Raw genomic sequence first — 24,080 nt, forward strand, 5'->3', positions numbered from 1 at the left:
CCATAAAAAAGTCGGCTCACTCACGTTTAAGGTTTCCGTAGAGATCGTAGTACTCCCTCATCGTCAGGAACCTAGCGCCCATGGACTTGTAGTGGTCTATCAGCATCCCGAGGAGTTCCACGGCCCTGTCGCCGGTGTTGAATTTGCAGTCCCATCTGATCTTCTCCTTCTGCATCGGCACGAACTCCCAGGGGTGTGCGAAGTAGATCCTCGGCTCCTTGAGACGGGAGTGGATGAGGCTCTGAAGCCTCCAAGGGAGCCTTATTACAGAGCTCGTTGTCGAGGCAGGAACCTCGAGGACCTCCCCAAAGAACCTCACGCCCTTCTTGTACCCCTTGTAGGTGGCCTTTGATGAATCAACGAGAACGCCGTTCCTCTCGAGAACGCCGTAGTAGTAATCCGGGAACTGGAGGTTGGGAGCGCGGAAAGATACAACGTCGCCGAACTCCCTGAGAACCCGGAGGGACTTCCCGATGACCTTACTCCCCTCGTCCTTAGTCAGCTTGTCCAGCCTCTCGTGGTTGTAGTTGTGGCTCCCGAGCTCGTGCCCCTCGTCCACAACGCGCTTCACCAGCTCCGGAAAGCGCCTCGCCATCTCCGCGGTAAAGAAGAAAGTGGCCTTAACCTTCTTCTCAGCCATCAGGTCAAGAAGCCTCGGAAGGCCCTCTTCCATACCCCTCGTTGTTGTGAGGTAGGGAGGGCAGTCGTGCTCAACGTCGAAGGTTATTGAAACGATCATCCCGAAACCCTCCTCCAGAGCTTGTAGAGGAGATACCTCTTGTCCACCCCATCGCTCGCTTCAATGGTGGCCCTGTAAACTTCGAGGATCCTCTTCAGCACCACGTCCCACGAAAACTCCTCCACAACGCGCTTCCTGGCCTCTCTGCCCATCTTCTCGATGATCTCGGGGTTTGTAAGGACTTCCCCGAGCTTCTGGGCAACCTCCCCCTCGCTGTCCCCGAGGAAGCCCGTTGTCCCGTCCAGGATAAGATCTGAGAGGCCGCTCTCGTTCCTCCCGACTATCATCCTTCCTGTTGCGGAAGCCTCAAGGCCGACCATTGGGAACGCTTCCAGAATACCGGGCATCAGAACGATGTCGGCGGCCCAATAGAACTCTATGAGTCTGTCCCTGGGAACGAAGTCGAAGAGGAGGGTTCTCCCCATCAGATTGGTTCTCCTCAGGTTCTCCTCGAATTTGGCCCTCATCTCCCCGTTGCCAACGGCGACGAGTCTGATCTTTTCTCTGGGAACACCCGAGACCTCTAGAGCCTTGGACACTATGAACGGGAGCCTGTGGGCCTGCTTCCTCTCAGTCATCCTGCCGGTGTAGAAGAGAACTATCTCATCTGCGAGGCCGAGGGCTCTTCTGGCGTTTTCCCTCTCCTCCGGCTCTGGGGGACGCCACTTCTCCGTATCTATACCGTTGGGAACCACGATGACCGGCCTTCCGTTAAGCCTTTTCCCGAGGAGCCGCTTGGTGTCTCTGGCCACGGGGGTGCTGACGGCGACGAACGAATCAACTCTCCTGAGGTAGTACCTTAGCATCGGGCCTATTATGGGATCAGCCTTTGGATCGCCGTAGAAAGAGTGGTTGGTCGCAACCACTGGAACGTCGCGGATACCCCTGGAGAGGTTCGCCACGGCTATCGAAAAAGGGGAGTATATGCTGTGGACGTGGGTTATATCGAAGCGGATCTCCTTGTAGAACTGGTTTATCTTCCAGAGCTGGGAGGGACTCAGGCTTATGTGGTAGCTCTTCAGGTATATCGATGAGTGGAACCTCTTAACGGGGTAGGGGAACCCGTCTTCGTAGGGCCCCATGTGTCTGTAATCATGGGTTATGACGTAGGGCTCGTGCCCGGCCGCGAGAAGGTTGCGGGCGAGCTCGTCCATGTGAGTCTCAATCCCTCCGATTTTAGGAAAAAACCAGTCGCTCGCTATGGCGATTTTAAGGCTCTCCATACCTCTCTTCCCCCCGAGGTCAGCAGTACTACGAACCCCACGATGGTGCTGAGTACATAGGATATAAAGCGCTCCACGAGGGTTACGGAGACTGCGAGGGTTATTGGAAGACCGAAGTGGGTGAGCGTTCCCACAAGACCGCCCTCCACTATTCCAACCCCACCCGGAGTGAGGGCCACCAAGCCGAGCAGGAGGTTGGCTATGGATACGACGACTATCAGCGGAAGGCTCAAGTGGAGACCAAAGGCGAGGGTTATGAGTTTAAGGCGGACGACGTCGAGGAGCCATATCGAAGAGCTTAGGAGGATTCCCCCCAGGGTTATGTTGTGGGAGCGCCTGAGAGAGAGGATCTTCTCCATCTCCTCCTCGTCCACGGAGGCCTTAAAGACGCGCAGGGATATCCTGACGAAGTCCTCCCACCTGATCCATATGAGCGCTACGGCAACGACCCCCAGGACGAACAGCACCCCGGGCATCGAAGAGAAGTACAGCATCCCCACTAAAAACAGGACGAAGACTGGAACGGTCTCCAGGATGCGCTCGTAGACGACGCTCATCGTGGAGAGCCCAAATGGAACACCGCCCCTCCTACTTATCCAGGCTATCCTCAGTATCTCGCCGCCGCTGCGGCTCATGGGGGTTATGTTGTTCATGAAGATCGACGCCAGGATCGATTTAACGAGCTCGAAGAATGGGACGTCCTTTCCCATTCCCCTCAGAACGAGCTTCCACCTAATAGCGTATATGAGAACGCTGAAGTAGTACACAAAGATAGCCAGAAGGAAGTACGGCAGGGAAACGCGCCCGAGAACAAGGAGGTAATTACGGCCTTCCTCTAAAATACCGCCAATCATCAATTTTTAACCCCCACAGGCGTTCTCAACCTTTCCTCACCTTGTGGGTAATAGACGGCGGGATTATAAACTTTTCTTCCATGCCCATCGAAATGAAAAGAGAATCAACCGCCCAGATCCCTCTCCCTGTACTTCTCCAGGGTTTTTCCAAGGGCTTCGTCAAGATCGATCCCGTAGTAGTTGGCTATGCAGGAGAGGGCGAAGAGGACATCGCCGAGCTCTTCCTCAAGCCGTTCTTTTCCGGCACGGCCCTTAACGCCCTCCAGGGCAAGCATGACATCCGCCAGTTCACCCACTTCCTCGGTGAGGGCCGCCAGCATCTCAAAAGGCTTCCAGTAGCCACCCATGGATCTTATCAGGGCGTCCACTTCCCTCTGACCCTTCACACGCCATCACCGAGGAGCTCAGACGAAAGGGCCTTCATGTAGCGCTCCAGTACTTCCCGGTTAACCCTGTAGAAGCGGAGCTTCCCCTCCCTTTTCTCTTCCAGGAGGTCCAGGAGCTTCAGCGTGCGGAGGTGGTGGCTGATGAGGGTCTGATCCTGGTTCAGGGCTTTCGCGATGAGGCAGACGCAGAGCCAGCGGTCCCTGAGCATCTTGAGGATACCCATCCTTATCGGGTTGGCTATAACCTTGGAGAACTCAACAACGTCCCTCGGGATCTCAACTGGTATTTCCTCATCGAGATCGATCAAATTGCACTTTTCAAGACAGCCCTCCACACTCTTCCTCTGCCTGTCGGGAAGCTTATCCATGAGCTCTTTGACTTTCATAACGACTCACCCAGAATAAAAGCGCATCCCCGCTATTTAAAAATTTTCATTTGAAACTCATATTAAGTGCTCCCACCCCTTTGGCTCCATGGGCCTGCCGTCAAGGTAGAGGCCACTTCCCTCGGTCACCCTCCCGATCACGGTGAAATCAAAGCTCAGTCCTTTGATCTCCCCTGGGGGAATTGTAAAGACCAGCTCGAACTCTTCACCGCTGGCGAGGGCGATATCAACGGGATCCATCCCCACGAGCCGGGCCACCTCAAAAACCTCTTTCCTGATCGGCAGGCTCGCAGACCTCACCTCAATCCCAACGCCGCTCATCTTAGCTATCAAACCCAGCTCCTTGGAAAGGCCGTCGCTTACGTCTATGGCCGCGTTGGCCACACCGCTGAGGAGAACTCCCTCCATGACCCTCGCCTTTGGGGAGAGGAACTTCTCGTAAAGCGACTCCCTTACATCCCCCGGAACTTCAAGACCGTGCCTCCACACGAGGTATCCAGCGAGAGCCCGTCCGAGGTCGCCGGTAACGCAGACGAGGTCTCCGGGCTTCGCGCCGGAGCGCGTGAGGAGTTTTTTCGTCATCCCAAGGGCGATGCCGTCTATTATCAAATCGTCGGCTTCGTTGGTGTCGGCGCTCAGAACTGGAAGGCTATAGAATTCGAGCGCTTCCCTTATCCCCTTTGCAATTCCCTCCAGATACTCCTCACCCACATCGCGGGGAACGCCGAGGGAGAAGAGAAAGCCAAGGGGCCTGGCTCCCATAGCTGCCACATCGCTCACGTTCATGGTGACAGATTTAAAGCCGACCTGCTCCGGCGTCATTATATCCGGAACGTCCGTCTTCCTAACGAGCATGTCGTTCGTCGCTACGAGCCACTCATCGCCGATCCTCAGCGCTCCGGCATCGTCTCCAAGGGGAAGGTCGCCCTGATTTTTCAGGTGCTTGAGGAAGAGCTCGATTATCTCGGATTCCCTCATTTCACTCACCCGCCTTAAGGAACCTCATCAAACTCGTCTGCTTCGGCTTGTAGTCCTCGTTCTCCACCTTGACTTCGATGCTCTCAAGCTCTTCAATCTTAGCCGTTCTTATCTCCTCCGGGAGCCTAATCTCGCCGTACTTACCTCCTCCGCCGGGGATGACGATGAGCTTGCCCTCTCTGTATGCCCACACCGCCTTCGCCACATCCTCGTGAATCTCGGCAAGAGCCTCCAGGGGCGCATCAACCAGAACCCTTATTTCGCTCCCGAACTCCCTCAAAAAGCGCTCCCAGATTATTCTAACGGACTTGGTTTCCACTCCCTTCCCAATGACCATCCCTATTATCTCCGCGAGCGGGGCGAGGTGGAGGTAGGGCGGCCTCTCCTTCGGCCTCTCCTCGGTATCGGCGAGCTCAAGGATCCTGTCCTTCACGCCCTTCTTTATCCTCCCGCCGCACTTCGGGCACTTCCATTTGAAGGCCCTTGCCTCCCCCAGCGTGTACTTCGTGTAGCAGCGGGAGCAAGCTGTCAGGTGGTACTTCCCGAGCCTCGGATCTAAACCGGCGTTGAGGACTATTCTCCTCCCGCCGCGCTTCAGAATGGCCTTCCGCACCTCCTCGAAGGTGGCATCCTCGACCTCAAAGCGGTTGAACTCCCTACCAAGGCGGTGGGGCATTGGAGAGTGTGCGTCGCTGTTGCTCAGGTAGGTTAGTTTGTGGTGGGCCTTGATTTTATCCGCCATCCCGCTGTCAGCCGAGAGGCCCAGCTCGAGGAACTGGATTTTCGCCCCATCGTAGGCCTCTTTCAAAGAGTCGTACTCCTTGTAGAGGCTAGTCCAGGGGGTAAAAGCGTGGGCGGGACCGATTAAAACGTCGAGCTCGTTGGCCAAATCTGCAATCTCTGCCGCCGAAAGGCTGAGGTGGGGTCTTCCCTCGGTTTCAATATCCGCAGAATACGGCCTCAATCTCTCCCTCATCCCGCGGACCGCTTCTATACCCGGAAAGATGAGAACGTGGTGAACCCTTCTGCTGTCCTCGACCTCCGTCGTGAGCAGAAACCTAACGCCGCTCCTCTCGTAGGTGCCTTCATCAACCTTTCCAGCGTGTTTGAGAAGTTCCTCTTCCCATTTGGGGTTGAGTATGTCGCCCGTTCCGACTATGCCCAGCCCCTTGAAGCGCGCGTTCTCCGCAAGATTCGGTATCGTCATTGCCTTCGAGACGGCCTTTGAGTAGCGCGAGTGTATGTGGAGATCGGCATCAACCTGCATGGAACCACCTCATTCTATGTACATTCCCTCAAGGCCCCGGTAGTAGGCGCGGTATATGTCCCTTTTGGTCACCACACCGATGAGCCTCCGGTTTGCGGGGCTCTCCACCACCGGGAGAAGGTTCTGGTCGTAGGCCATGAGCTTTTCAAACGCGAGTTCGGCTGTCTCAGTTGGATAAGTGATGCCGTATGCCCTTCTCAAGAAACGGCGCACGTTCATTCGCTTCAGCGAGCCGGGCTTCTTGAGTATGTCCTTGATCCCGATTATTCCTATGACCTCCATGTCATCGTTGACCACGGGGAAGCAGTCATGACCAGTTTCTCCTATGAGGTGCTCAACCTCGAAGAGCGTCATGCTCTCCCGTACATAAACGACTTCTCGGGTCATTATCTCTGCAACGGAGATCGTCTCCAGTATAACGGGCTTTCCGGTTTTAACACGGTACCCCTTCCTGATGAGCTTAAGGGTGTAGATGGACTCACCACGAAGGAAGAACCTAGCTGTGAGAAAGCCCATTGTAGCAGAGGTCATAACCGCAGGGAGAACGGCATAGCTCCTGGTCAGTTCAGTAACCATGAGGATCTGCGTTATCGGGGCTTGGGTCATGCCGCTGAAGAACGCCGCCATGCCCGCGAGGGCGTAGACTGTGGGATTTGCCTGGAGAAAGGGGAAGGCAAGCTTAACTATCTCTCCAAATGCGGCACCGAACATGGTTCCTATGTAAAGGCTCGGAGCGAAAACTCCACCGCTCTGACCCGAACCCACGGTAAGGGCCGTGGTCAGCATCTTCACCGCGGCCAAGGTCAGGAGGATGCCAACTGCAAGTTCTCCGTAAAAGGCCATTTTCATACCCTCGTAGCCGATTCCGAATATTCCGTAAGCTGGAAAGAACATTCCGAGCACTCCAACGCCAAAGCCACCCAGGACAGGTTTTAAAGCCTCCGGCAGTTTGGATTCCGAGAACCTGTCCACCACCCAATAGAGAAACCGGGCGTAGAAAGCTGCAAGAACACCCAAAAAAAGCCCCAAGAGGAAGAAAAACGGCAGCTCTGGAAGGGTATGCCCGATTCCACCGGGTATATCTATCTCCACGGCCCTTTTTAGAACGGCGAGAGTGACCGCGTTGCCCGTCACAGAGGCGATGAATATCGGAACCAGGTTTATTGAAAAGGCCCCCATATAAACGACCTCAAGGGCGAACATTGCGCCTGCCAAGGGGGTGTTGAACGTTCCCGCTATTCCCGCCGCCAGGCCGCAGGTGACCAGGAGCTTCTTCATGTCCCTCGAGAGGTTGAACCACCGGGCAAGCATCGAGGTGAGTGAAGCACCTATGAATCCTATCGGCCCTTCACGCCCCACACTGCCCCCGGAGCCTATGGTTATCGCCGTTGCGATTATTTTTATGGCAGCGAAGCTCCCCGGGATGTTGCCTCCCTTAAAGATAACGGCTTCAATAACCTCCGGGATCCCGTTCCCCTTTATATCCGGGTATTTAGCTACAAAGATGGAGACGATAAGCGCACCAAGAGTCGGGAGAAAAACGTACCCAAAGTTGAGGCCTCCTGCCCTGTAGGCAAATACCCGAAGAATCCTCCCGAAGAAAAGATCGTGAACGAACGATATCATGACCCTGAAAACCACGGCCCCCAATCCACCCACTAGGCCCGCGAAGATGGAGAACCCTATTACCACACCCCACCTCTTGATGTAGTTTCCGTTTTCCAGTTCCATCGAATAGAGTTTGACCTCGGGGATAATAAAGCTTAAGCTTTTATAGGCCCTCCCCGAATTCCCTCCGGTGAAAACATGAAGGTTGAAGGATTCGTTGCAAAACTCAGGGAAGCCGAGACTATAGGCGAGCTCTTCAGGATACTGGCCGAGAACGGGGCCCCTCTAGCCGAGCTGGACGGGAGCAGGTTCCTTATCGTCGTCGAGGGCGACTTCGAGGGGAGGAAGTTCTGGACCGAGATAAACGGCGAGAGGGCCAACCAGGCACTTGGGGATGCGATGCTGAACTCATCGAGCTTCCCCTTCAAGTGCAAGAGGCCCTACACCGGGGGAAACGTCATATTTGTGAGCTTCGACGACATAGAGGTGGAGAAGTTTCTAGTTGCGTACCGCGACCCCGACTACGGGATGTTCTACATCGTCGAGAAAGGGGAGGCAAAGGAGATAACCGGTGAAGAGTACGAGAAGCTGAAAGGGGAGATGCCAGAGTTCCAGATAAAGGGAATGAGTGAGGAGCAGATGGACATGATGGGGGCGTTCTTCGGCTGACGCCCTCACGTCCTTCTCCCCACTGCCCCCATGAAGTAGAAGAGCAGCTTCGCAGCAGTCAGCGCCGTTGGATCGCCCAGGTTCTCACCGGCAACCTCCATTATGTCGAAGCCGGCTATCCTCTTGTTCTCAACGAGCCACTCTATCGCCTCAATGACGTCCCAGAACCTCAAGCCACCCGCTTCCGGTGTTCCAGTCGAAGGCACGAGCGGGAGATCGAAGGCATCTATGTCGACCGAGAGGTAAACCGGCTCTGGAAGGGGCTTCACCAGGTCAACGAACGCGTCGAAGTCGTAGTCCCTCGCGTGAACCCACATGATTCCATTTTCCTCCGCGTACTCCACTTCATCCTTCGTGCCGCTCCTTATTCCGAACATGGCCTCCTTAACCCCAAGCTCGCTTATCCTCCTCGCAACGCAGGCGTGGTTGTAGGAGTTGTCCTCGTAGGAATCGCGGAGGTCGAGGTGGGCGTCGAAGACGACGTAGCTTGCCGGCTTCAGCGCTTCAACGGCTCCGAGGGTCTGCGAGTGCTCGCCGCCGAGGAGAACTGGAATGGCATCCGGATTTGCCCTCTTAAGCTCCTCAATGGTCTCTCTAACCCTGTCCGCCGTCTTCCTCGGATCCCCAGCGACGACCGCGACATCGCCTATATCAGCTATCGGGAGCTCCGCTATGTCAATGCCGTAGTCGAGGATATAGCTCTCAAGGTTCAGCGTCGCGTGCCTTATGAGAGTTGGACCGAAGCGCGCGCCGGGCTTGAAGCTGGTCGTTCCGTCGAAGGGAACGCCCGTGATGACGAACCTAGCATTCTCCGGCTCAGTAAGCGGGAACTCAAGTTTGAGAGTATCGTACGTGTAGAGGAACTCCATGTTCTCACCCGGCCCCAGAAGAGACAACGGGTAAAAAAGGTTTTTGTAGTTGAAGAGCGTAGGTTTTACGGTGACCAACGTGACGAAGGAACAGGTTCTCGAGTGGCTGAGGAACGGGAGTGAGGGGGCGGAGGACATAGTTGACCTCCCTTGGAACGTTAAGGAGGAAGGAGAAAACCACTACGTAGCCGAGCACCCAAAGATACCGTTTCTCCTGAACGTTCTCTTCCTGGACGGCTTCGTTAGACTAGCGGTTCCCTCCGGCGTGGAGACGATAGCCATGAGACTCGAGGACAAGGTGAAAGTTTATCACACACTCCTGGTTCTGAACGAGCGCATGAACCTCCTGAAGTTCACCCTCAGCGGGATGAACGACGAGATAACCCTCCGCGTTGATCTCGATGAGAAAACCCTTGGAAAGGAGGAGTTCAACGATGCATTAACCGCTCTCCTCGTCGGAATGAACGTCCTCATGGAGTCCCTAGGTTTGACCCAGGAGTTCCAAGAGATGATATTCGAGAGGCTGGCCCTGATGGTCATTGAGAGGATGCAGAACGGCGCCAGCGAGAGGGAGATAGTCGAGTTCCTCACGAAGAAGGTGGGGATGGAGAAGAAAGAGGCCGAGGCCCTTCTATCGGAGCTCAAAAAGGCCGTCAAGGAGGACGAGAGGGGGTACATCTGAGGCAACTTACCGGGGGGTAATTTGTAAGAAAATGAAATGTCAACTGAAGCTTGCAAAGCCTATCTCGTAGAGTTGGCGGAGCATGTGAAGGACTTTCTTGGCTGTGTGCTTAAAGCGGAAGTTGTTCTTTTGGACTTGCCAGTTCTTTAATATTTCAACAATCTCAGCCCTACCAAGGTTGTCAATGCTGATCTCCAAGCTTTCCCCACTGCAGAACTTCAAGACTTCTTTTAACGGCTTCTCAAGCTTCTTTCTGTTGCCGTGGAACTTGGGAAGGACTTTCATAAGCAGTGCCAAGTCAAAGATTTCATCATGGCTCTCGAACTTCACAATGCCCTTTCCTTCACTTTCCTTTGCGTTTTTGAAGAACAGGGCGATTTCATCAACAACCCTGTAGCCAAAGTGCAGGTCGTAGGGTTCAAGGGCCCTGTTAAGGTCTTGGAGGATTTGCCAGTACTCTTTTGTTTTGAGCTCATTAACCACCTCGTTTATCTCTTTCTTCCTGTTAGCAAGAAACTTTCCGTTGGAGCCCCTCAGATCACACAGCAATGAATCCCTCAAGCCTTCAAAGTTTTCTGATGAGTTTCCACCGGCAGGTGGATAGTTCCCAAGGTCAACATCGTGGAACTCCACCACAAAGGCCCTGTCAAGGACTTTTGGGCTGAAGGCGTAAGTTGTCTCGTCCATATTGACGGTTCCGATTATGTAAAGGTTCGGTGGGAGTTTAAACTCCTTTGGAATCCCCTGCTTTTTAGCAATCTCATCATTATCATGGAGCCTGAGCGGTTCCTTACTAAAGCCATTTTCATCTCTCCCACTCTCAAGGACGCTGAGGAAGTCTGCGAAGTAGTACTCAACGTGGGCCAGGTTCATCTCGTCAAGGAGGAGGAAGTAGAGCTTTGCATTGGCGCGGTTATTCTGGTAGTCCTCCACAGCCCTTAGAAGAAAGCCGAGGAGTTTGGTTCTATGATACTCATCCGTTAGTGGGTTATAATACCCTAAGAGTGCTTTAGAATCACGCCAGTCCGGGCGAATGGGGAGGAAAAGGAAGTTTTCTTTTGAAGGATCAAGTAACTCGGCCAGCTCTTGGGTTATCTTAGTCTTGCCTGTTCCAGTTAAGCCAGAGAGTATTACGAAGCCCTTAGTTTTCAAAGCAACATAAAACTGGGAGACAAGGTGCTTCGGGTAGAGGAAACCTTTAGAGAGAAGATATTTCCAAAGCAGGTTCACTTTCTCATCCCCTAGAGTACTTATAGATAACTTATCCATAATTATGTGAACTTCAGACAACAGCTGATCTCTAATAGTGAGGAGTTTTTGCTGGTTTTCTTCACTAAATTTGGAGATCGGTATTTTCGAAAGACTCCCTCGCGGGGGTATCAACTGCCCTGCATCGAATAGTTCCCCAACTTCTTTGGCCAACCTTTCGTCCATATATTCCCTGAGTTTTACAAAGAACACATTGGGAAACTTGTCAGGCTCATTCCAAGTAACATCAGTGTGGTTTCTTAAATACCCCCTCAATCTTTCATCATTATAAGTGCGGCTTGTTATTCCAATAAACATTGCGGGTTCATATCTTCCTCTCTGGTATCCAATCAGTATTATCATGTCGCCAAAATCCGGAAGGCCATATCTTTCATATGACTGTCCCTTGCCCCAGAATCGCACTTTCTTTCTGCCATTGTCTCTAGTTACAAAGTCTGAGTATTCCTCTTCCCCAAGAACTTCCTTCAAAATAACCTCTAATTTCTCGTTAATCTCGACCCCATTTTTTATCGTTCTCTCAAAATTTTCCTTCATATCCTCGTTGCCTAAGTTTATTCGTTCAACCCACACATATTCAATGTCGCTTATCATTCTTTCACCTCCGGAGTAAAACTTAGGTACCCAACTCCCTGAATATTTCCGGTTAGCATTTTTTCAAGGAGGATTTCAGTGACCCTTTTATTATGCTTGTCAAAAAACACATTCCTATTTCCAGGGTACAGCACCACGGCAAACTTAGCCCCTAAAGCATCTCTGTATGTGTGCATCTTGTAGATGTCTTCAAGCTTTGCCCACGTCTCGTAGCTTCCTGTCTTTTCAGCAGTCTCAGTTTCTTTATCAAACTCCCTTCTCCCCTTTTCGTCTACCACGTCAAGCTTGAACTTTGCATCGAATACTCCTATTAACTGGGTTTTTCTCCTAGTAGGATTTCCAGTGAACAGCGAGAAGTCAGGCCTCAGCGTCACTGAATAGCTCCACTTCCTGGGAACTAGCCGTTTGTTGTAATACAGCCGCCAACCGTTGTCAAACTCAGCGTAGACGTCTCCCCTCTCAGAGAGCTCTCCCAGCGGTGTTACGTGGAGTTTAAGCCCCCTACTCCCGAGGATATTCCCAAGTTTCCCTACCAGCTTAAAGAAGCACCAGTACTCATAGAGCTTCGCAATGTCTTTGTTGTCAATCGCTTTTCCAAGCTCTTCGAAGAAGGGGACGTAAGCAGTGAACTCACGGTAAAGCTCAAGCAGGTCACGGTAACCATTACCCTTCAGCAGGGTCTGGGAGGTGTGAGGGAAGACAATCATGTCACCAACATCATCCCATACTCCATCCATAGCTATAAACTCAAGTTTCCCGAGAAGCTCTCTGATCTCATCGATCCCTGCTATGTTTTCATTTTCAAAGGCTCCAATAACCCGCTCACCCCACTCAATGAGCAGGTTTAGGAGGTACTTGACAAAGCGGTTTTCTGGAGTATCGGGGCTTTCATACTTTCTTGTACCTAGAACCCTAGTGGGGGCATAACCGTCGAGATACTCGGCTATCAGAACCCCCTCCCCCGCAGGTGATAGATAATCCGGGTGTTGAACAATGGATAAAAGGGTTTCCAGGGTTACGTCGTTGACTTCATCTGCTCTCAGCCATTCATTCTCGACGATCAGCTTTTTCTCAATACGGTGAAGCACAGTCTCAAAGGCACTGATTATTCTCCCGCTGTTCGAGCGGAGATAGTGGTAAGCGAAGAGCTCGTTGATGGGCTCCTCACTTTCTACCGTTGAGAATTCAGTAGGAGACTCCAGATGGAACGGAATTGTGCTTGAATACTGAAGGACGTCCCCAGTTAGCACGTTCACAAAGATGTTTTGAAGGTGGGAAAGTCTCTCTACCCAGTGCCCTCTAAGGGAGGAAAACTTTCCAGGGTATATCTTTGAGACTTTTAGAGAAAGCACTTCCACGGGAAGTTCTATCACCTTCCTCCTGAACTTGAGAGTTAAGTTAGAGAACCCAACGAAATTCCCAAAAGAGACTAAAAAGAAGCCATTTTTAAGCCTCTTAGCCGGCTTGCCGTTGATCAGCACTGCCTCAAGGTCTTTCCCTTCAATGAGATAGCCGGTCCATTCCAGCAGATAAACTCTGTCTGCCCCTTTAAATGCCCTACAACCGCCTCTAGCAGGAAATATTACCCAATCCTCGCTCCACTTATCATCATTAGGGTCAATGCACTCCATACTTGCATCAAAAAGTTACTCACTACAAAAGCTAATAAGCCTTTTGGAAGGGAAAGAAAAACAGAGGGCATCAAAGCCCCAGCATTTCCTTGGCGGCCTTAACGCCGAGCTCAAAGGCCTTCATGTTGACGTCAATGGTTTTCGGCGGAACGCTGATCCTGATGACTTCCTTTATCCCCTCCTCTGAAAGCGGGAAGCCCGGCGTCTGGCTGAGGGCGCCGATGAGGACGACGTTCGTTGTCACGATGTTTCCAGCTTCGAGGGCCAGCTTCTCGGCGTCGAAGGCCATGAACTTACCGCCGAAGTCCTCTTCCACGATCTTCTTCATCTCGTCGAGGGTTGGGTAAGTCGCGAGTCCCATCGAGACCTGGACCGGCGGAATCGGTCTCGCGTTGGTGAAGACTAAACCGCCCTTCTTGAGGTAGTTGATGTAGCGGAGCGCTTCAACCGGCTCGAAGGAGAGTATGACGTCGGCCTTTCCCTCGGGAACCATCGCGCCGTAGACGTCCTCCCCAAACCTTACGTAAGCGATGACGCTTCCAAAGCGCTGGCTCATTCCGTGGACTTCGCCAACACGAACTTTGTGGCCGGCGTGAAGGGCGGCCCAGCCGAGCAAGTTAGCGGCGGTGAGTATTCCCTGGCCGCCAACTCCGGTGATAACGATGTTGTACTCCCTCATTTCACTCACCCTCCTTCATGGGCTCGAAGGCATCGAACGGACATACCTGGGCACATCCGCCGCAGCCCCAGCACATGCTCGGGTCGATCTTCGCCTTCTTGGTCTCTGGATCCCAGTAGATCGCCGGACAGCCGTAGGCGTTGATACAGATCTTACAGCCGGTACACTTGTCCTCGATGACGTGGTAGATGGGCCACTTCTCGCCCCTCCTGCGCATCTGGCCGATCCTGTAGAGGGCGCACGGCTGTCTTGAGACGACTACACTAACTCCCTCGACCTTGAGGGCCTTCTTTATGGTCTCGTAGGTGGCCTTTATGTCGTAGGGGTCAACAACTTCCACAAAGTCGGCGCCCATTGCCCTAGCGACTTCCTCAATTAGAATCCTCTTTCCTGGTCCGTGCGGTGTCTGGCCGGTTCCGGGGTTGGGCTGGTCTCCGGTCATGGCAGTGACCTCGTTATCGAGGACGACGATGAGAACGTTGGAGCGGTTGTAGATGGCGTTCGCCAAAGCCGGGAGCCCGGTGTGGAAGAACGTCGAATCACCTATGGTGGCCACGATGATCTGCTTCTCCTTGCCGCCCTTGTACTCCTTCTCGGCCAGGGAGCCGTTGGTCGCTATGCTGAGGCCGTGGGCAACTCCAATTGAGGCACCCATCGCAACGGTGGTGTCAACGGTCTTGAGCGGCGGAAGGACACCGAGGGTGTAACATCCTATGTCGCTCGGGAATATGGCCTTTGGCCCGGCCGCCTTTCTTATCGCGAAGAAAGTGTTCCTGTGCGGACAGGCCGGACAGAGGCTCGGCGGTCTCGGGGGGACTATCTGGGAGACCTTCTCGTACTTCTCGTCGATCTCGGCGAAGTTTATCGGAGTTTCGATTCCAAGGAACTTTGCTATCGCTTCAACCGCCCTCCTCGTGGTCATCTCGTATACCCTTGGAACGAGATCCTTTCCGTGTATCGGGACCCTCAAACCTTTGTCGTAGGCCCAGGTCTTGACCTGCTCCTCGACGACGGGCTCAAGCTCCTCAACGATGAGGACCTTCTCAAGGCCATCCATGAACTTCTCAAGCAGGCCGTATGGGACTGGGAAAGGTGTTCCGAGCTTAAGGATCTTGACGTCCTCGACTCCAAGCCAGGCAAGAGCTTCCTTGACGTAGGAGTAGCTGAGACCCGGGGCGATGATACCAACCTTTGCATCCTCTTTGCCCTCTATCCAGTTGAAGGGGCAGTTGTTCAGCTCCTCACGTATCTTCTCGATCTTCTCAAGGATCAGCGGGTGGAACTTCCTCGAATGGGCGGGGATGTCAACGAACCTTGTCGGGTCCTTCTTGAACTTCCCGAACTTCCTCTTGCCTGTCTTGATCTCCTCCGGGAGCTCGCCGAGGACAACGTCGCCCCTCGCGTGGGAGCTCCTCGTAGTCGTCCTCAGGATGACGAAGTGCTTGAACTTCTCGCTCAGCTCAAAGGCATACTTCGTCATCTCCTTTGCCTCGTGCGGCGAGCTGGGCTCAAGGACGGGGACGTTGGCGAACTTGGCGTACATCCTAGTGTCCTGCTCGTTCTGAGAAGACCACATGCTCGGGTCGTCGGCGACCATTATCACGAATCCGCCCTCGACGCCCATGCCAACGGCACTCATGAAGGTATCGGCCGCGACGTTCAGTCCAACGTGCTTCATGGCAGTCATTGCCCTGAGACCGCTCCATGCTGCGGAGAGGGCGGTTTCAAAGGCCACCTTCTCATTGGTTGAGTACTCCATGTAAACGCCGGCCTTCTCTGCAACGGCCGCCATAGTATCAGTCAGCTCGGAACTCGGAGTCCCAGGATAGGCCGCGTAAACCGCTATGTTCGCCTCGAGCGCTCCCCTGGCTATCGCGTGGTTGCCCAGGAGGAGAACCTTCTCCCCCGGCTTGTCCCACAACACTATGTCGGTAACTTTCGCCATCTAAACGGCACCTCCAGATACCTCTTTCAGGAAATCCTCAAGTTCAGCCTCATCCAAAATGTAAAACGCCTTAACACCCATCTTTCGAGCTCTACTAACCATATCCCTGTCTGATGAAATCAACATTGCATCAAATTTCTTGGCAGTGGGGATGAAGTATGCATCAGCAGCCCGAGGGTGAATTTTTCTGGCAACATCCTTTGCATCCTCGAATATCCAGTCCTCCGAAACCTGGAGAACTCTACTTGAGAGATACTCCTCAATGAGGCTAACTACATCGTCCCTTCCAGTTAGCCTTTTGATGAGACTTATGGTCTCAACTACCCCAAGCCTTGGCATTGCTAAGGGGATTCCAGCACTCTCGGCACTGGACATTGCCCGTCTTGCCATCATGTTCCGGTGTTCCTTGCCCTTCACAGGTATTGCTGCATCCACCAATGCTGAGGTGTCAACCACGAGCATCCCGCATCTCCTTCAGGAGTTCGTGAGGATCCTTTTCAATCTCACCAATAAGACCCTTGATCTTTTCGTAGACATCATTGATGGTCAGGGGAGCCACAGGGGGAAGCTTTGCTTCTTTCTCACCTGGCTTCGCGTGGGCCTCCATGCTCACTCCTCCTTCAAAACTCCCCTGGCTCTGGCAAACTCAACCAGGGCGTAGGCACCTGCAGCAACATCCTCCGGCCTCTCGTAGCTTGGAATTCCGTTCGCTTCGAGGACTTCCTTGGCCTTCTCACTCACGTAGCCTGCCATGAAGAGGCCGAGGACGGGCTTGCCGTTGTCAACCTCCTTAACTGCCTTAACAACCCCCTCCGCGTGTTCCGTCGGCGTCATTCCAGCGAAAGTGGGCACGACGCAGATGCTTATGAGCATGTCAACGTTCGGGTCCTGGAGAAGGAGCTTTGCAGTCCTGTAGTAGTCCTCCCCCCTCGCTGATGCTATCATGTCCACCGGGTTCTTGACTGCGGCCATTGGAGGCAGGAACGAGCGGAGCTCCTCAATCGTCTTCTCCTCGAGGTTGGCCAGCTTAAGGCCGAGTTTGTCTATTGCGTCAGCCGTTAGAACTCCGGGGCCGCCGGCGTTGGTCATTATGGCAACGCGCTTACCCTTCGGAAGCGGCTGGGTGAAGGCCCTCGCCATACTCAGCATGTCATCTATGGTGTCGGCGATTATAACGCCGCTCTGCTTGAAGGCCGCCTCGTATATCTTCCAGCTTCCGGCGAGAGAGCCGGTGTGGCTCGATGCGGCCCTGGCACCGCTCTCGCTCTTCCCAGCTTTAAGGACTATCACAGGCTTCCTCTTGGTGACGCGCTTAGCAACCTCCATGAACTTCCTGCCGTCCTTGAGGCCCTCTATGTAGAGGGCAATGGCCTTGTCCTCCTCAGTGTTAGCGAGGTACTCCATGAACTCGGAGAAGTCAACGTCCGCCATGTTGCCTATACTTACGAACTTGGAGAAGCCTATTCCCTCCTTGACGGTCTTGTAGATGATTCCGGCACCGAGAGCACCGCTCTGGCTGATGAAGGCTATATCGCCCTTCTTCGCGTCCATGACGAAGGTGGCGTTCATATCGTCCTGTGTGTTCATAACTCCAACGCAGTTAGGACCGACTATCCTCATTCCGTACTTGTGGGCTATCTCGACGAGCTCGCGCTCTTCCTTCTTGCCCTCCTCGCCGACCTCGCCGAAGCCCGCTGTAATGAGGACTATCCCCTTAACGCCCTTTTCGCCGCAGTCGATTATCGTTTGCTTGACGAACCTCTTCGGCACCACTATCACCGCGAGGTCAACCTCGTCAGGAATGTCCCTCACGTTCTTGTAGGCTTTTACTCCCTGAACTTCCTCGTCCTTGACGTTTACAGGGTAAACCTTCCCGGCTTTGTACTTCTTGAGGTTCTTGAAGACCTCGTAGCCCAGCTTGAGGGGGTCGTTCGATGCCCCGATAACGGCTATAGCCTTTGGCTTGAAGAAGTAGTCCAGCGTCATCCATTACTCACCGTTAAAACCTCGGTGGAATCGTATATAAGCTTTCCCAAAACGGGCATCGGGGAATTTTCAGGCACTATTGAGCGTAAAGATTCCTCTATGGGCAAAAAAGGACACTAAAAAGCCCAGCATGAACACCCGAAACCTTTAAGTAAGCTCCGGTTATTTTATTCTGGAGGTGGTGGCAATGGTGAAGGTGAAGTTCCTGGGCCACGCGGCTTTTCTGATCGAGGGGAGCAAGAAGATCCTGATAGACCCGTTCCTCAGCGGCAACCCGAAGGCGGCCGTTAAGCCAGAGGAAGTTGAGGCAGACCTCATCCTAGTAACCCACGCCCATGGCGACCACGTTGGAGATTCAATTGAGATAGCAAAGAGGACTGGAGCGAAGATAGTTGCCATGTATGACGTGGCGAACTACATAAGCGAGCAGTCCGATGGAAAAGTTGAGACGATAGGAATGAACTACGGGCCCACTGAAATCGACGGGGTCTTCATCGTCCAGGTCCCGGCCTGGCACTCCAGCAGCGACGGGATACACAGCATAGGCAACGCCTCCGGCTTCATAGTGAAGCTCGACGGGAAGACCATCTACCACGCGGGAGATACGTTCGTGTTCTCCGATATGGCGCTCTTCAACGAGCTCTACGGTCCGATTGACGTGGCCCTCCTCCCGATAGGAGGGCACTTCACTATGGGTCCAAAAGAAGCGGCCAAAGCAGTTGAACTTCTCAAGTCGAAGAAGGTTGTGCCGATGCACTACAGCACTTGGCCTCCAATAGCTCAAGATCCCGAGGAGTTCAAGAGGCTCGTTGGAGAGAAGGCTGAGGTCGTTATACTCCAGCCCGGAGAAGAGTTAAAGGTTTGAAGCTATAAGGAATTTTTTTCTATTCTTACCATTGATGCACCGCATCAACTAAGGTACTAGTTGCTAATGTTTTGTGTATCCAGATATTGAGAAATCGATTTGACAGGTTTTCTTCCTAGAAGAACGAGTTTATTTGGGCACGCACGTTAACTCCACGGTTGATCGCGAACGGCTTAAGCGGGTGATAAACATTGTAGTTTTGGTTATAGGCGTGATAACCCTGCTCATTTGACCCCTCGAAAAGGTTTAAAGCTTTAAAGGGATTAATTTTTACGGTGTGGTGTAATGAAAGCGCTCATACTCTCTGGAGGTCACGGCACCAGGCTTAGACCGCTCACATATTCCCAGCAGAAGCAGCTAATTCCAGTGGCAAACAAGCCCGTGCTGTTCTACGCCATTGAAGATGTAATCGAGGCAGGTGTTCATGAAATAGGAATAATAGTTGGCCCTAACGCAGATCAGGTTAAGAAGACGGTCTTAAGCAGGGAATGGGATGCCAACATTGAGTTCATCTACCAGGGGGAGCCAAAGGGGCTGGCCCATGCCATTCTAGTCGCGAGGGATTTTTTGGGTGATGAGGACTTCGTAATGTACCTTGGAGACAACATACTGAGAGAGGGAATCGTGAAACACAAAAAGTACTTCGAGAAGAACGACTTCGATGCCAGCATACTCCTTCAGGAGGTTCCTAATCCCCAGCAGTTCGGAGTTGCCGAGCTGAGCGAAGACGGTAAGACCATAAAGAGACTCATTGAAAAGCCCAAAGCTCCACCGAGCAACCTTGCACTGGTCGGCATATACTTCTTCAAGCCGGTTATCCATGAAGCGGTGAGGAACATAAAGCCGTCCTGGAGGAACGAGCTTGAGATTACGGATGCAATCCAGTGGCTTATTGACAATGGCTACAAAGTCGGGTGGACAAAGGTCACCGGCTGGTGGAAGGACACGGGGAAGCCCGAGGACCTCTTAGACGCCAACAGGCTGATTCTGGACGACATAAAGAGGGACGTTAGAGTTAACACAAAGGCCAGAATCCACGGAAGGGTTGTCATTGAGGAAGGAACAGAAATTGACGAGAATACTGTTATCAAGGGACCGGTCGTTATAGGGAAGAACTGCAGGATTAAAAACGCCTACATCGGGCCATACACGAGCATTGGCGACAATGTCCTCATTGAGAACACCGAGATCGAGGATTCGATAGTTCTGGAAGGCAGCGAGATAAGGAACGCGGGGAGGATAGTTGAGAGCCTGATAGGGCGGGGCGTGAGGATAATCAACGGCACTTCCCACCCACTTGGCAGGAAACTCGTCGTCGGCGACAATTCCAGGCTTATACTGTGAGGTGAAACCATGAGGCTTCTTGTAACGGGAGGGATGGGCTTCATAGGAAGCAACTTTATCCGCTACGTTCTGGAGAAACACGATGACTGGGAAGTGATAAACCTGGACAAGCTCGGCTACGGCTCCAACCCTGCAAATCTGAAAGAGTTTGAAGAGGATGAAAGATATACCTTCATCAAAGGAGACATAGCGGACTTTGAACTCGTGAGCAAGTTGGTTAAGAAAGCTGACGGAGTGGTACATTTCGCCGCAGAAAGCCACGTGGACAGGAGCATTTCAAGCCCGGAGCACTTTTTGAATAGCAATGTTGTTGGAACATACACTCTTTTGGAAGCCGTCAGGAAAGAAAATCCTCAAGTTAGGTTCGTCCACATAAGCACGGATGAGGTCTACGGTGACATTTTAAGGGGTTCCTTTACCGAAAACGACCGCCTGATGCCGTCCTCACCCTATTCCGCCACCAAAGCGGCCAGCGACATGCTCGTCCTCGGATGGGCTAGAACTTACAGCTTGAACGCTTCCATAACAAGGTGCACCAACAACTATGGCCCGTACCAGTTCCCAGAGAAGCTCATCCCAAAGACGATAATACGGGCAAGCATGGATCTCAAGATTCCAATATATGGCACGGGCCAAAACGTCAGGGATTGGCTCTATGTGGAGGATCACGTGAGGGCAATTGAGGCCGTTTTACTCAATGGAGAATCAAGGGAGGTATACAACATCTCCGCCGGCGAGGAGAAGAGGAATATAGAGGTTGTCAAGACTATCCTGAAACTTATGGGTAAAGATAATAGTCTAATCGAGTTCGTCGAGGACAGGCCCGGCCATGACCTCCGCTATTCCCTCGACTCCTGGAAGATAACCCGCGACCTCAAGTGGCGCCCCAAATACAGCTTCGAGGAGGGCATTGGGAGAACCGTTAGATGGTACCTCGAAAACGAGTGGTGGTGGAGGCCGTTAGTTAACGAGAAAGTTCTCCATCCTACGCCCTGGAAACTGGGATGGTAAACTGGTTATTGACCCGCTTTGAAGAAAGGTGATAAAAATGCCCTTCGAGTTCAAGAGGCTGGAGATTCCTGACGTCATCCTGATAAAGCCCACGGTCTTCGAGGACGCGAGGGGCTTCTTCATGGAGACCTACAAGAAGTCCGACTTTGAGAAGGCCGGCATTAAGGGGGAGTTCGTGCAGGACAACCACTCTCGCTCAAAATACGGCGTTCTTAGGGGTCTGCACTTCCAGAGAGGGCCCTACGCGCAGGCGAAGATAGTGAGGGCCGTTAGGGGGGTCATCTACGATGTTGCCGTGGACTTGAGAAAAGACTCTCCGACCTTCGGGAAGTACGTTGGGGTTATTTTATCAGAGTTCAACAAGTACCAGCTCTACATTCCAAGGGGCTTTGCCCACGGGTTCGTGGTTCTGAGCGATGTCGCAGAGGTTGTTTACAAGGTGGACAACGTCTACGCCCCCGACTATGAAGGCGGCCTGATATGGAACGATCCCGATGTGGGAATTAAGTGGCCGGTTGAAGACCCTATAATCTCGCCAAAGGACCAGAAGTGGCCAACTTTGAGGGAGCTTGTTGAGAAAGGCGAGCTGTTTTAGGTGATAACAAATGAGGGTAGCTATAATTGGAGCAAACGGTCAGCTTGGGACAGACCTCGTAAAGATCTTCAGTGAAGACTCGAATTTTGAGGTTATCCCTTTAACACATAAAGACCTCGATGTGACTATTCCGAAAACTCTTGAAATTCTCAAACGAATGAAGCCAGACGTTATTATCAACACTGCCGCGTACGTTAGGGTGGACGATGCCGAGCGTTATCCTGAGAAAGCCTTTGCTGTGAATGCGATAGGGGCTTTGAATGTTGCAAGGGTTGCAAATGAGATTGGAGCGATCAACGTTTATATCAGCACTGACTACGTTTTTGATGGAGAAAAGGGAGAGCCGTATACTGAAGATGATGTTCCAAACCCGATAAACGTCTATGGGGCTAGCAAGTACACTGGGGAGATTTTCACTCAGAACTACTCTTCTAAGCATTATATAATCAGGGTAGCAAGCCTTTACGGAAAAGCTGGAGCAAGCGGCAAGGGCGGGAACTTCGTCGAGTGGGTCATTGAGAAGGCAAAAAGAGGAGAAGAACTTAGAATCGTGGAAGACCAGTTCATGAGCCCAACGTACACAAAGGATGTCGCCAGAACTTTGAGGAAGTTTCTGAAATTAAAGGCGGAGTTCGGAATCTATCACATAGTCAATGAAGGCTTTTGCTCGTGGTATGAGTTCACCAAGATAATATTTGAGATTTTGAACTGGGACGTCCAAATAAAGCCCATAAAGTCAAATGAGCTCAATAGGTTGGCAAGGAGGCCGAGGTTCTCCGCGCTGAAGAATAAGAAACTGAGAAAACTCCATTTGAGAATGGAGTCTTGGGAAGATGCATTACGGAAGTATTTAACAGAGAAGGCAGAAGTGTAAAACAACAATAAAACTAAAAAGATTAACAGGAAGGCTTCTATATGAACGAGACAAGCCAAGAATTACACAAGATTGCGAGGGGAACAGGAATAGTCTTCGTTGGAACTGTTGTTTCAATGTTCTTTGGATTCTTAAATAGGGCTGTAATAGCAAGATACTTTTCTGTCAGTGAGTACGGAGTGTTTAATTTGGCTTTAACTGTTTTGAACGTCATATTTATTATAGTTACACTTGGTATTCCTAATGCCCTACCAAGAGAAGTTGCAGTTTACAAGAAAACCGAACCTTCGAAAGTTAAGGTACTGGTTTCTACGGCTCTGATTGTGGTTGCATTGAGCAGTTTAGCTGGGACAATATTTCTAGTTCTCGGAGCGGAAAATATTTCCCAAGTCTTCAGTGAAGGAAGATTAGCTTATGGTCTAAAAATAATGTCCTTTGCATTACCATTTGCCGCAGTAACTGTGAATATAGTGTCAAGTACTCAAGGCTTTGGGAGAGTCAGAGAGAGGGTATTTTTTAATATATTTTATCCATTATTGTTGCTAATATTTGTTCTATCTATAGCGCTACTTAACTTCCCATTTATTTCAATATTTTTGGCGTATACCCTAGCCCAATCTGCAATATGGTTCATACTATTTGTTGAAGTCAAAACTCGTGGTATCTTTGAGATAGGATTCTACTTTGATTGGAGAATTGGAATGGAACTTATCAAATTTTCAATTCCCCTCATGCTTACAGGTATCATAGGTTTTGTGATTACCTGGGCAGATACATTAATGTTAGGTTATTACAAAAGTTCCAATATTGTTGGTCTTTACAACGCCGCAACTCCTTTAGCCCAGTTACTTCCAGTTTTCTTGAACTCTGCCGCATTTCTTTATCTCTCTTCTTTATCTCAACTCTATGTCCAGAGAAAGATACCGGAAATGAAGAGAATTTACCAAGTGTTAACCAAATGGATTTTTCTGTTAACTTTTCCTCTCTTCAGCGTAATTTTTATATTTCCCGAGGCAACCATAAACTTTCTATTTGGGGAAAACTATATCCCTGCTAGCTTGACACTTCAGATTCTAGCACTAGGGTTTATGACCCATGCATTTTTAGGCTTAAATGAGTGGACTTTAATTGCAATTGGGGAACCAAAATTAAATTTGATTGGAAACTCTTTCGCAGCCATTTTCAATATTATACTGAATGCCCTTCTAATTCCCAGATACGGAATAGTCGGAGCCGCTAGTGCTACTGCAACTTCATATACTGCCGCTAATGTGATTAAGTCTTTCTGGCTTTATCGGAGGATCAAAATTCATCCCTTTAGCAGAAATTGCACAAAGTCTTTAGTTATTGGCTTCGTTTTGCTTGGATTTGTTAAGAGCATACATATAACAGTACTAACCCTTCGGTATGCAGTTCTTATTCTCTTGGTATTTTTGGGGGTTTATTATATTTTAGTTTATCTTAGCGGAAGTATTGATAAAGAAGATACTGAGCTGTTTTTAATGATAAAGAAAAGATTTAGGGAGTAAATCCAGCTAGTCATAAGCTCATTTAGCTCATTTAGTATTTCGGCACACTACAGTTGCCAAGAGGAGACAAAATTTTTAAGCTATGGATTGCACATAGCAT

Annotated in this window: 24 protein-coding genes; 8 read left to right on the forward strand and 16 right to left on the reverse strand. The window is 51.5% G+C overall.

Annotated features, from left to right (window positions below):
- Nucleotides 1-16: 16 nt before the first annotated feature.
- From A3L09_RS10025 to A3L09_RS10060, 8 genes are all read right to left on the reverse strand, one after another.
- On the reverse strand, nt 17-739 hold the full coding sequence (locus A3L09_RS10025; RefSeq protein WP_088858817.1) for a polysaccharide deacetylase family protein: 723 nt from the start codon (nt 737-739) through the stop codon (nt 17-19).
- Nucleotides 736-1,962 carry a glycosyltransferase family 4 protein gene (locus A3L09_RS10030; RefSeq protein ID WP_088858818.1) on the reverse strand — a complete coding sequence of 409 codons (1,227 nt, stop codon included), beginning with the start codon at nt 1,960-1,962 and terminating at the stop codon, nt 736-738. The genes A3L09_RS10025 and A3L09_RS10030 overlap by 4 nt, the downstream gene beginning before the upstream one ends.
- Nucleotides 1,938-2,816 (reverse strand): lysylphosphatidylglycerol synthase transmembrane domain-containing protein, encoded by an 879-nt coding sequence (locus A3L09_RS10035; protein WP_088858819.1) that lies wholly within the window; start codon nt 2,814-2,816, stop codon nt 1,938-1,940. The genes A3L09_RS10030 and A3L09_RS10035 overlap by 25 nt, the downstream gene beginning before the upstream one ends.
- A gap of 104 nt (nt 2,817-2,920) precedes the next feature.
- Nucleotides 2,921-3,202, reverse strand: coding sequence for a nucleotide pyrophosphohydrolase (locus A3L09_RS10040; RefSeq protein WP_088858820.1), 282 nt, complete (start codon nt 3,200-3,202; stop codon nt 2,921-2,923).
- On the reverse strand, nt 3,199-3,588 hold the full coding sequence (locus A3L09_RS10045) for an ArsR/SmtB family transcription factor (protein ID WP_088858821.1): 390 nt from the start codon (nt 3,586-3,588) through the stop codon (nt 3,199-3,201). Before A3L09_RS10045 ends, A3L09_RS10040 begins: the two co-directional genes overlap by 4 nt.
- Before the next feature lie 57 nt (nt 3,589-3,645).
- The gene (locus A3L09_RS10050) at nt 3,646-4,566 is read right to left on the reverse strand and encodes a thiamine-phosphate kinase (protein ID WP_088858822.1); all 921 of its coding nucleotides are present in this window, start codon (nt 4,564-4,566) and stop codon (nt 3,646-3,648) included.
- 1 nt (nt 4,567) lies between these two features.
- Entirely contained in the window at nt 4,568-5,833 is a 1,266-nt protein-coding gene (locus tag A3L09_RS10055) for a TIGR00375 family protein (protein WP_088858823.1), read from the reverse strand.
- A gap of 9 nt (nt 5,834-5,842) precedes the next feature.
- Nucleotides 5,843-7,564 carry a chloride channel protein gene (locus A3L09_RS10060; protein WP_088858824.1) on the reverse strand — a complete coding sequence of 574 codons (1,722 nt, stop codon included), beginning with the start codon at nt 7,562-7,564 and terminating at the stop codon, nt 5,843-5,845.
- A gap of 75 nt (nt 7,565-7,639) precedes the next feature.
- Between A3L09_RS10060 and A3L09_RS10065 the strand changes: the two genes are divergently transcribed.
- Nucleotides 7,640-8,110, forward strand: a complete 471-nt coding sequence (locus A3L09_RS10065; RefSeq protein ID WP_088858825.1) for a hypothetical protein — start codon at nt 7,640-7,642, stop codon at nt 8,108-8,110.
- Nucleotides 8,111-8,115: 5 nt separating this feature from the next.
- On the opposite strand, the gene speB is transcribed toward A3L09_RS10065, so the two are convergent.
- Nucleotides 8,116-8,979, reverse strand: coding sequence for an agmatinase (gene speB / locus A3L09_RS10070; RefSeq protein WP_088858826.1), 864 nt, complete (start codon nt 8,977-8,979; stop codon nt 8,116-8,118).
- Between the two features lie 70 nt (nt 8,980-9,049).
- Between speB and A3L09_RS10075 the strand changes: the two genes are divergently transcribed.
- Nucleotides 9,050-9,661 (forward strand): DNA-binding protein, encoded by a 612-nt coding sequence (locus tag A3L09_RS10075; RefSeq protein WP_232473532.1) that lies wholly within the window; start codon nt 9,050-9,052, stop codon nt 9,659-9,661.
- Between the two features lie 39 nt (nt 9,662-9,700).
- Here the strand turns inward: A3L09_RS10075 and A3L09_RS10080 are convergent, their stop codons facing one another.
- The 7 genes from A3L09_RS10080 to A3L09_RS10105 all read right to left on the reverse strand — a co-directional run bounded on the left by A3L09_RS10080 (nt 9,701) and on the right by A3L09_RS10105 (nt 17,762).
- Complete coding sequence (locus tag A3L09_RS10080) at nt 9,701-11,521, reverse strand: McrB family protein (RefSeq protein WP_088858828.1); 1,821 nt, start codon at nt 11,519-11,521, stop codon at nt 9,701-9,703.
- The gene (locus A3L09_RS10085) at nt 11,518-13,152 is read right to left on the reverse strand and encodes a DUF2357 domain-containing protein (protein ID WP_088858829.1); all 1,635 of its coding nucleotides are present in this window, start codon (nt 13,150-13,152) and stop codon (nt 11,518-11,520) included. The genes A3L09_RS10080 and A3L09_RS10085 overlap by 4 nt, the downstream gene beginning before the upstream one ends.
- 70 nt (nt 13,153-13,222) lie before the next feature.
- Nucleotides 13,223-13,831, reverse strand: a complete 609-nt coding sequence (locus A3L09_RS10090) for an indolepyruvate oxidoreductase subunit beta (protein ID WP_088858830.1) — start codon at nt 13,829-13,831, stop codon at nt 13,223-13,225.
- A gap of 1 nt (nt 13,832) precedes the next feature.
- A complete protein-coding gene (iorA, locus tag A3L09_RS10095; protein WP_088858831.1) occupies nt 13,833-15,776 on the reverse strand; it encodes an indolepyruvate ferredoxin oxidoreductase subunit alpha in 1,944 nt (647 codons plus the stop codon).
- A complete protein-coding gene (locus A3L09_RS10100; RefSeq protein WP_088858832.1) occupies nt 15,777-16,238 on the reverse strand; it encodes a type II toxin-antitoxin system VapC family toxin in 462 nt (153 codons plus the stop codon).
- Nucleotides 16,225-16,383 carry a hypothetical protein gene (locus A3L09_RS10985; protein ID WP_198362272.1) on the reverse strand — a complete coding sequence of 53 codons (159 nt, stop codon included), beginning with the start codon at nt 16,381-16,383 and terminating at the stop codon, nt 16,225-16,227. Before A3L09_RS10985 ends, A3L09_RS10100 begins: the two co-directional genes overlap by 14 nt.
- A 2-nt stretch (nt 16,384-16,385) precedes the next feature.
- Nucleotides 16,386-17,762 (reverse strand): acetate--CoA ligase family protein, encoded by a 1,377-nt coding sequence (locus A3L09_RS10105; protein WP_088858833.1) that lies wholly within the window; start codon nt 17,760-17,762, stop codon nt 16,386-16,388.
- A 187-nt stretch (nt 17,763-17,949) separates the two neighbouring features.
- Between A3L09_RS10105 and A3L09_RS10110 the strand changes: the two genes are divergently transcribed.
- From A3L09_RS10110 to A3L09_RS10135, 6 genes are all read left to right on the forward strand, one after another.
- The gene (locus A3L09_RS10110; protein WP_088858834.1) at nt 17,950-18,627 is read left to right on the forward strand and encodes a metal-dependent hydrolase; all 678 of its coding nucleotides are present in this window, start codon (nt 17,950-17,952) and stop codon (nt 18,625-18,627) included.
- Nucleotides 18,628-18,912: 285 nt separating this feature from the next.
- Nucleotides 18,913-19,971 carry a glucose-1-phosphate thymidylyltransferase gene (locus A3L09_RS10115; protein ID WP_088858835.1) on the forward strand — a complete coding sequence of 353 codons (1,059 nt, stop codon included), beginning with the start codon at nt 18,913-18,915 and terminating at the stop codon, nt 19,969-19,971.
- A 9-nt stretch (nt 19,972-19,980) separates the two neighbouring features.
- Nucleotides 19,981-20,982: a dTDP-glucose 4,6-dehydratase gene (gene rfbB, locus A3L09_RS10120; RefSeq protein ID WP_088858836.1), complete on the forward strand. Its 1,002-nt coding sequence runs from the start codon at nt 19,981-19,983 to the stop codon at nt 20,980-20,982.
- A 37-nt stretch (nt 20,983-21,019) separates the two neighbouring features.
- A complete protein-coding gene (gene rfbC, locus A3L09_RS10125) occupies nt 21,020-21,577 on the forward strand; it encodes a dTDP-4-dehydrorhamnose 3,5-epimerase (RefSeq protein WP_088858837.1) in 558 nt (185 codons plus the stop codon).
- A 10-nt stretch (nt 21,578-21,587) separates the two neighbouring features.
- Nucleotides 21,588-22,451 (forward strand): dTDP-4-dehydrorhamnose reductase, encoded by an 864-nt coding sequence (gene rfbD, locus A3L09_RS10130; RefSeq protein WP_088858838.1) that lies wholly within the window; start codon nt 21,588-21,590, stop codon nt 22,449-22,451.
- Nucleotides 22,452-22,492: 41 nt separating this feature from the next.
- Entirely contained in the window at nt 22,493-23,980 is a 1,488-nt protein-coding gene (locus A3L09_RS10135) for a flippase (protein ID WP_088858839.1), read from the forward strand.
- The last annotated feature ends 100 nt before the right edge of the window (nt 23,981-24,080 follow it).

It is taken from the genome of Thermococcus profundus (assembly GCF_002214585.1).
In the GTDB taxonomy this organism is placed as follows: Archaea; Methanobacteriota_B; Thermococci; order Thermococcales; family Thermococcaceae; genus Thermococcus; species Thermococcus profundus.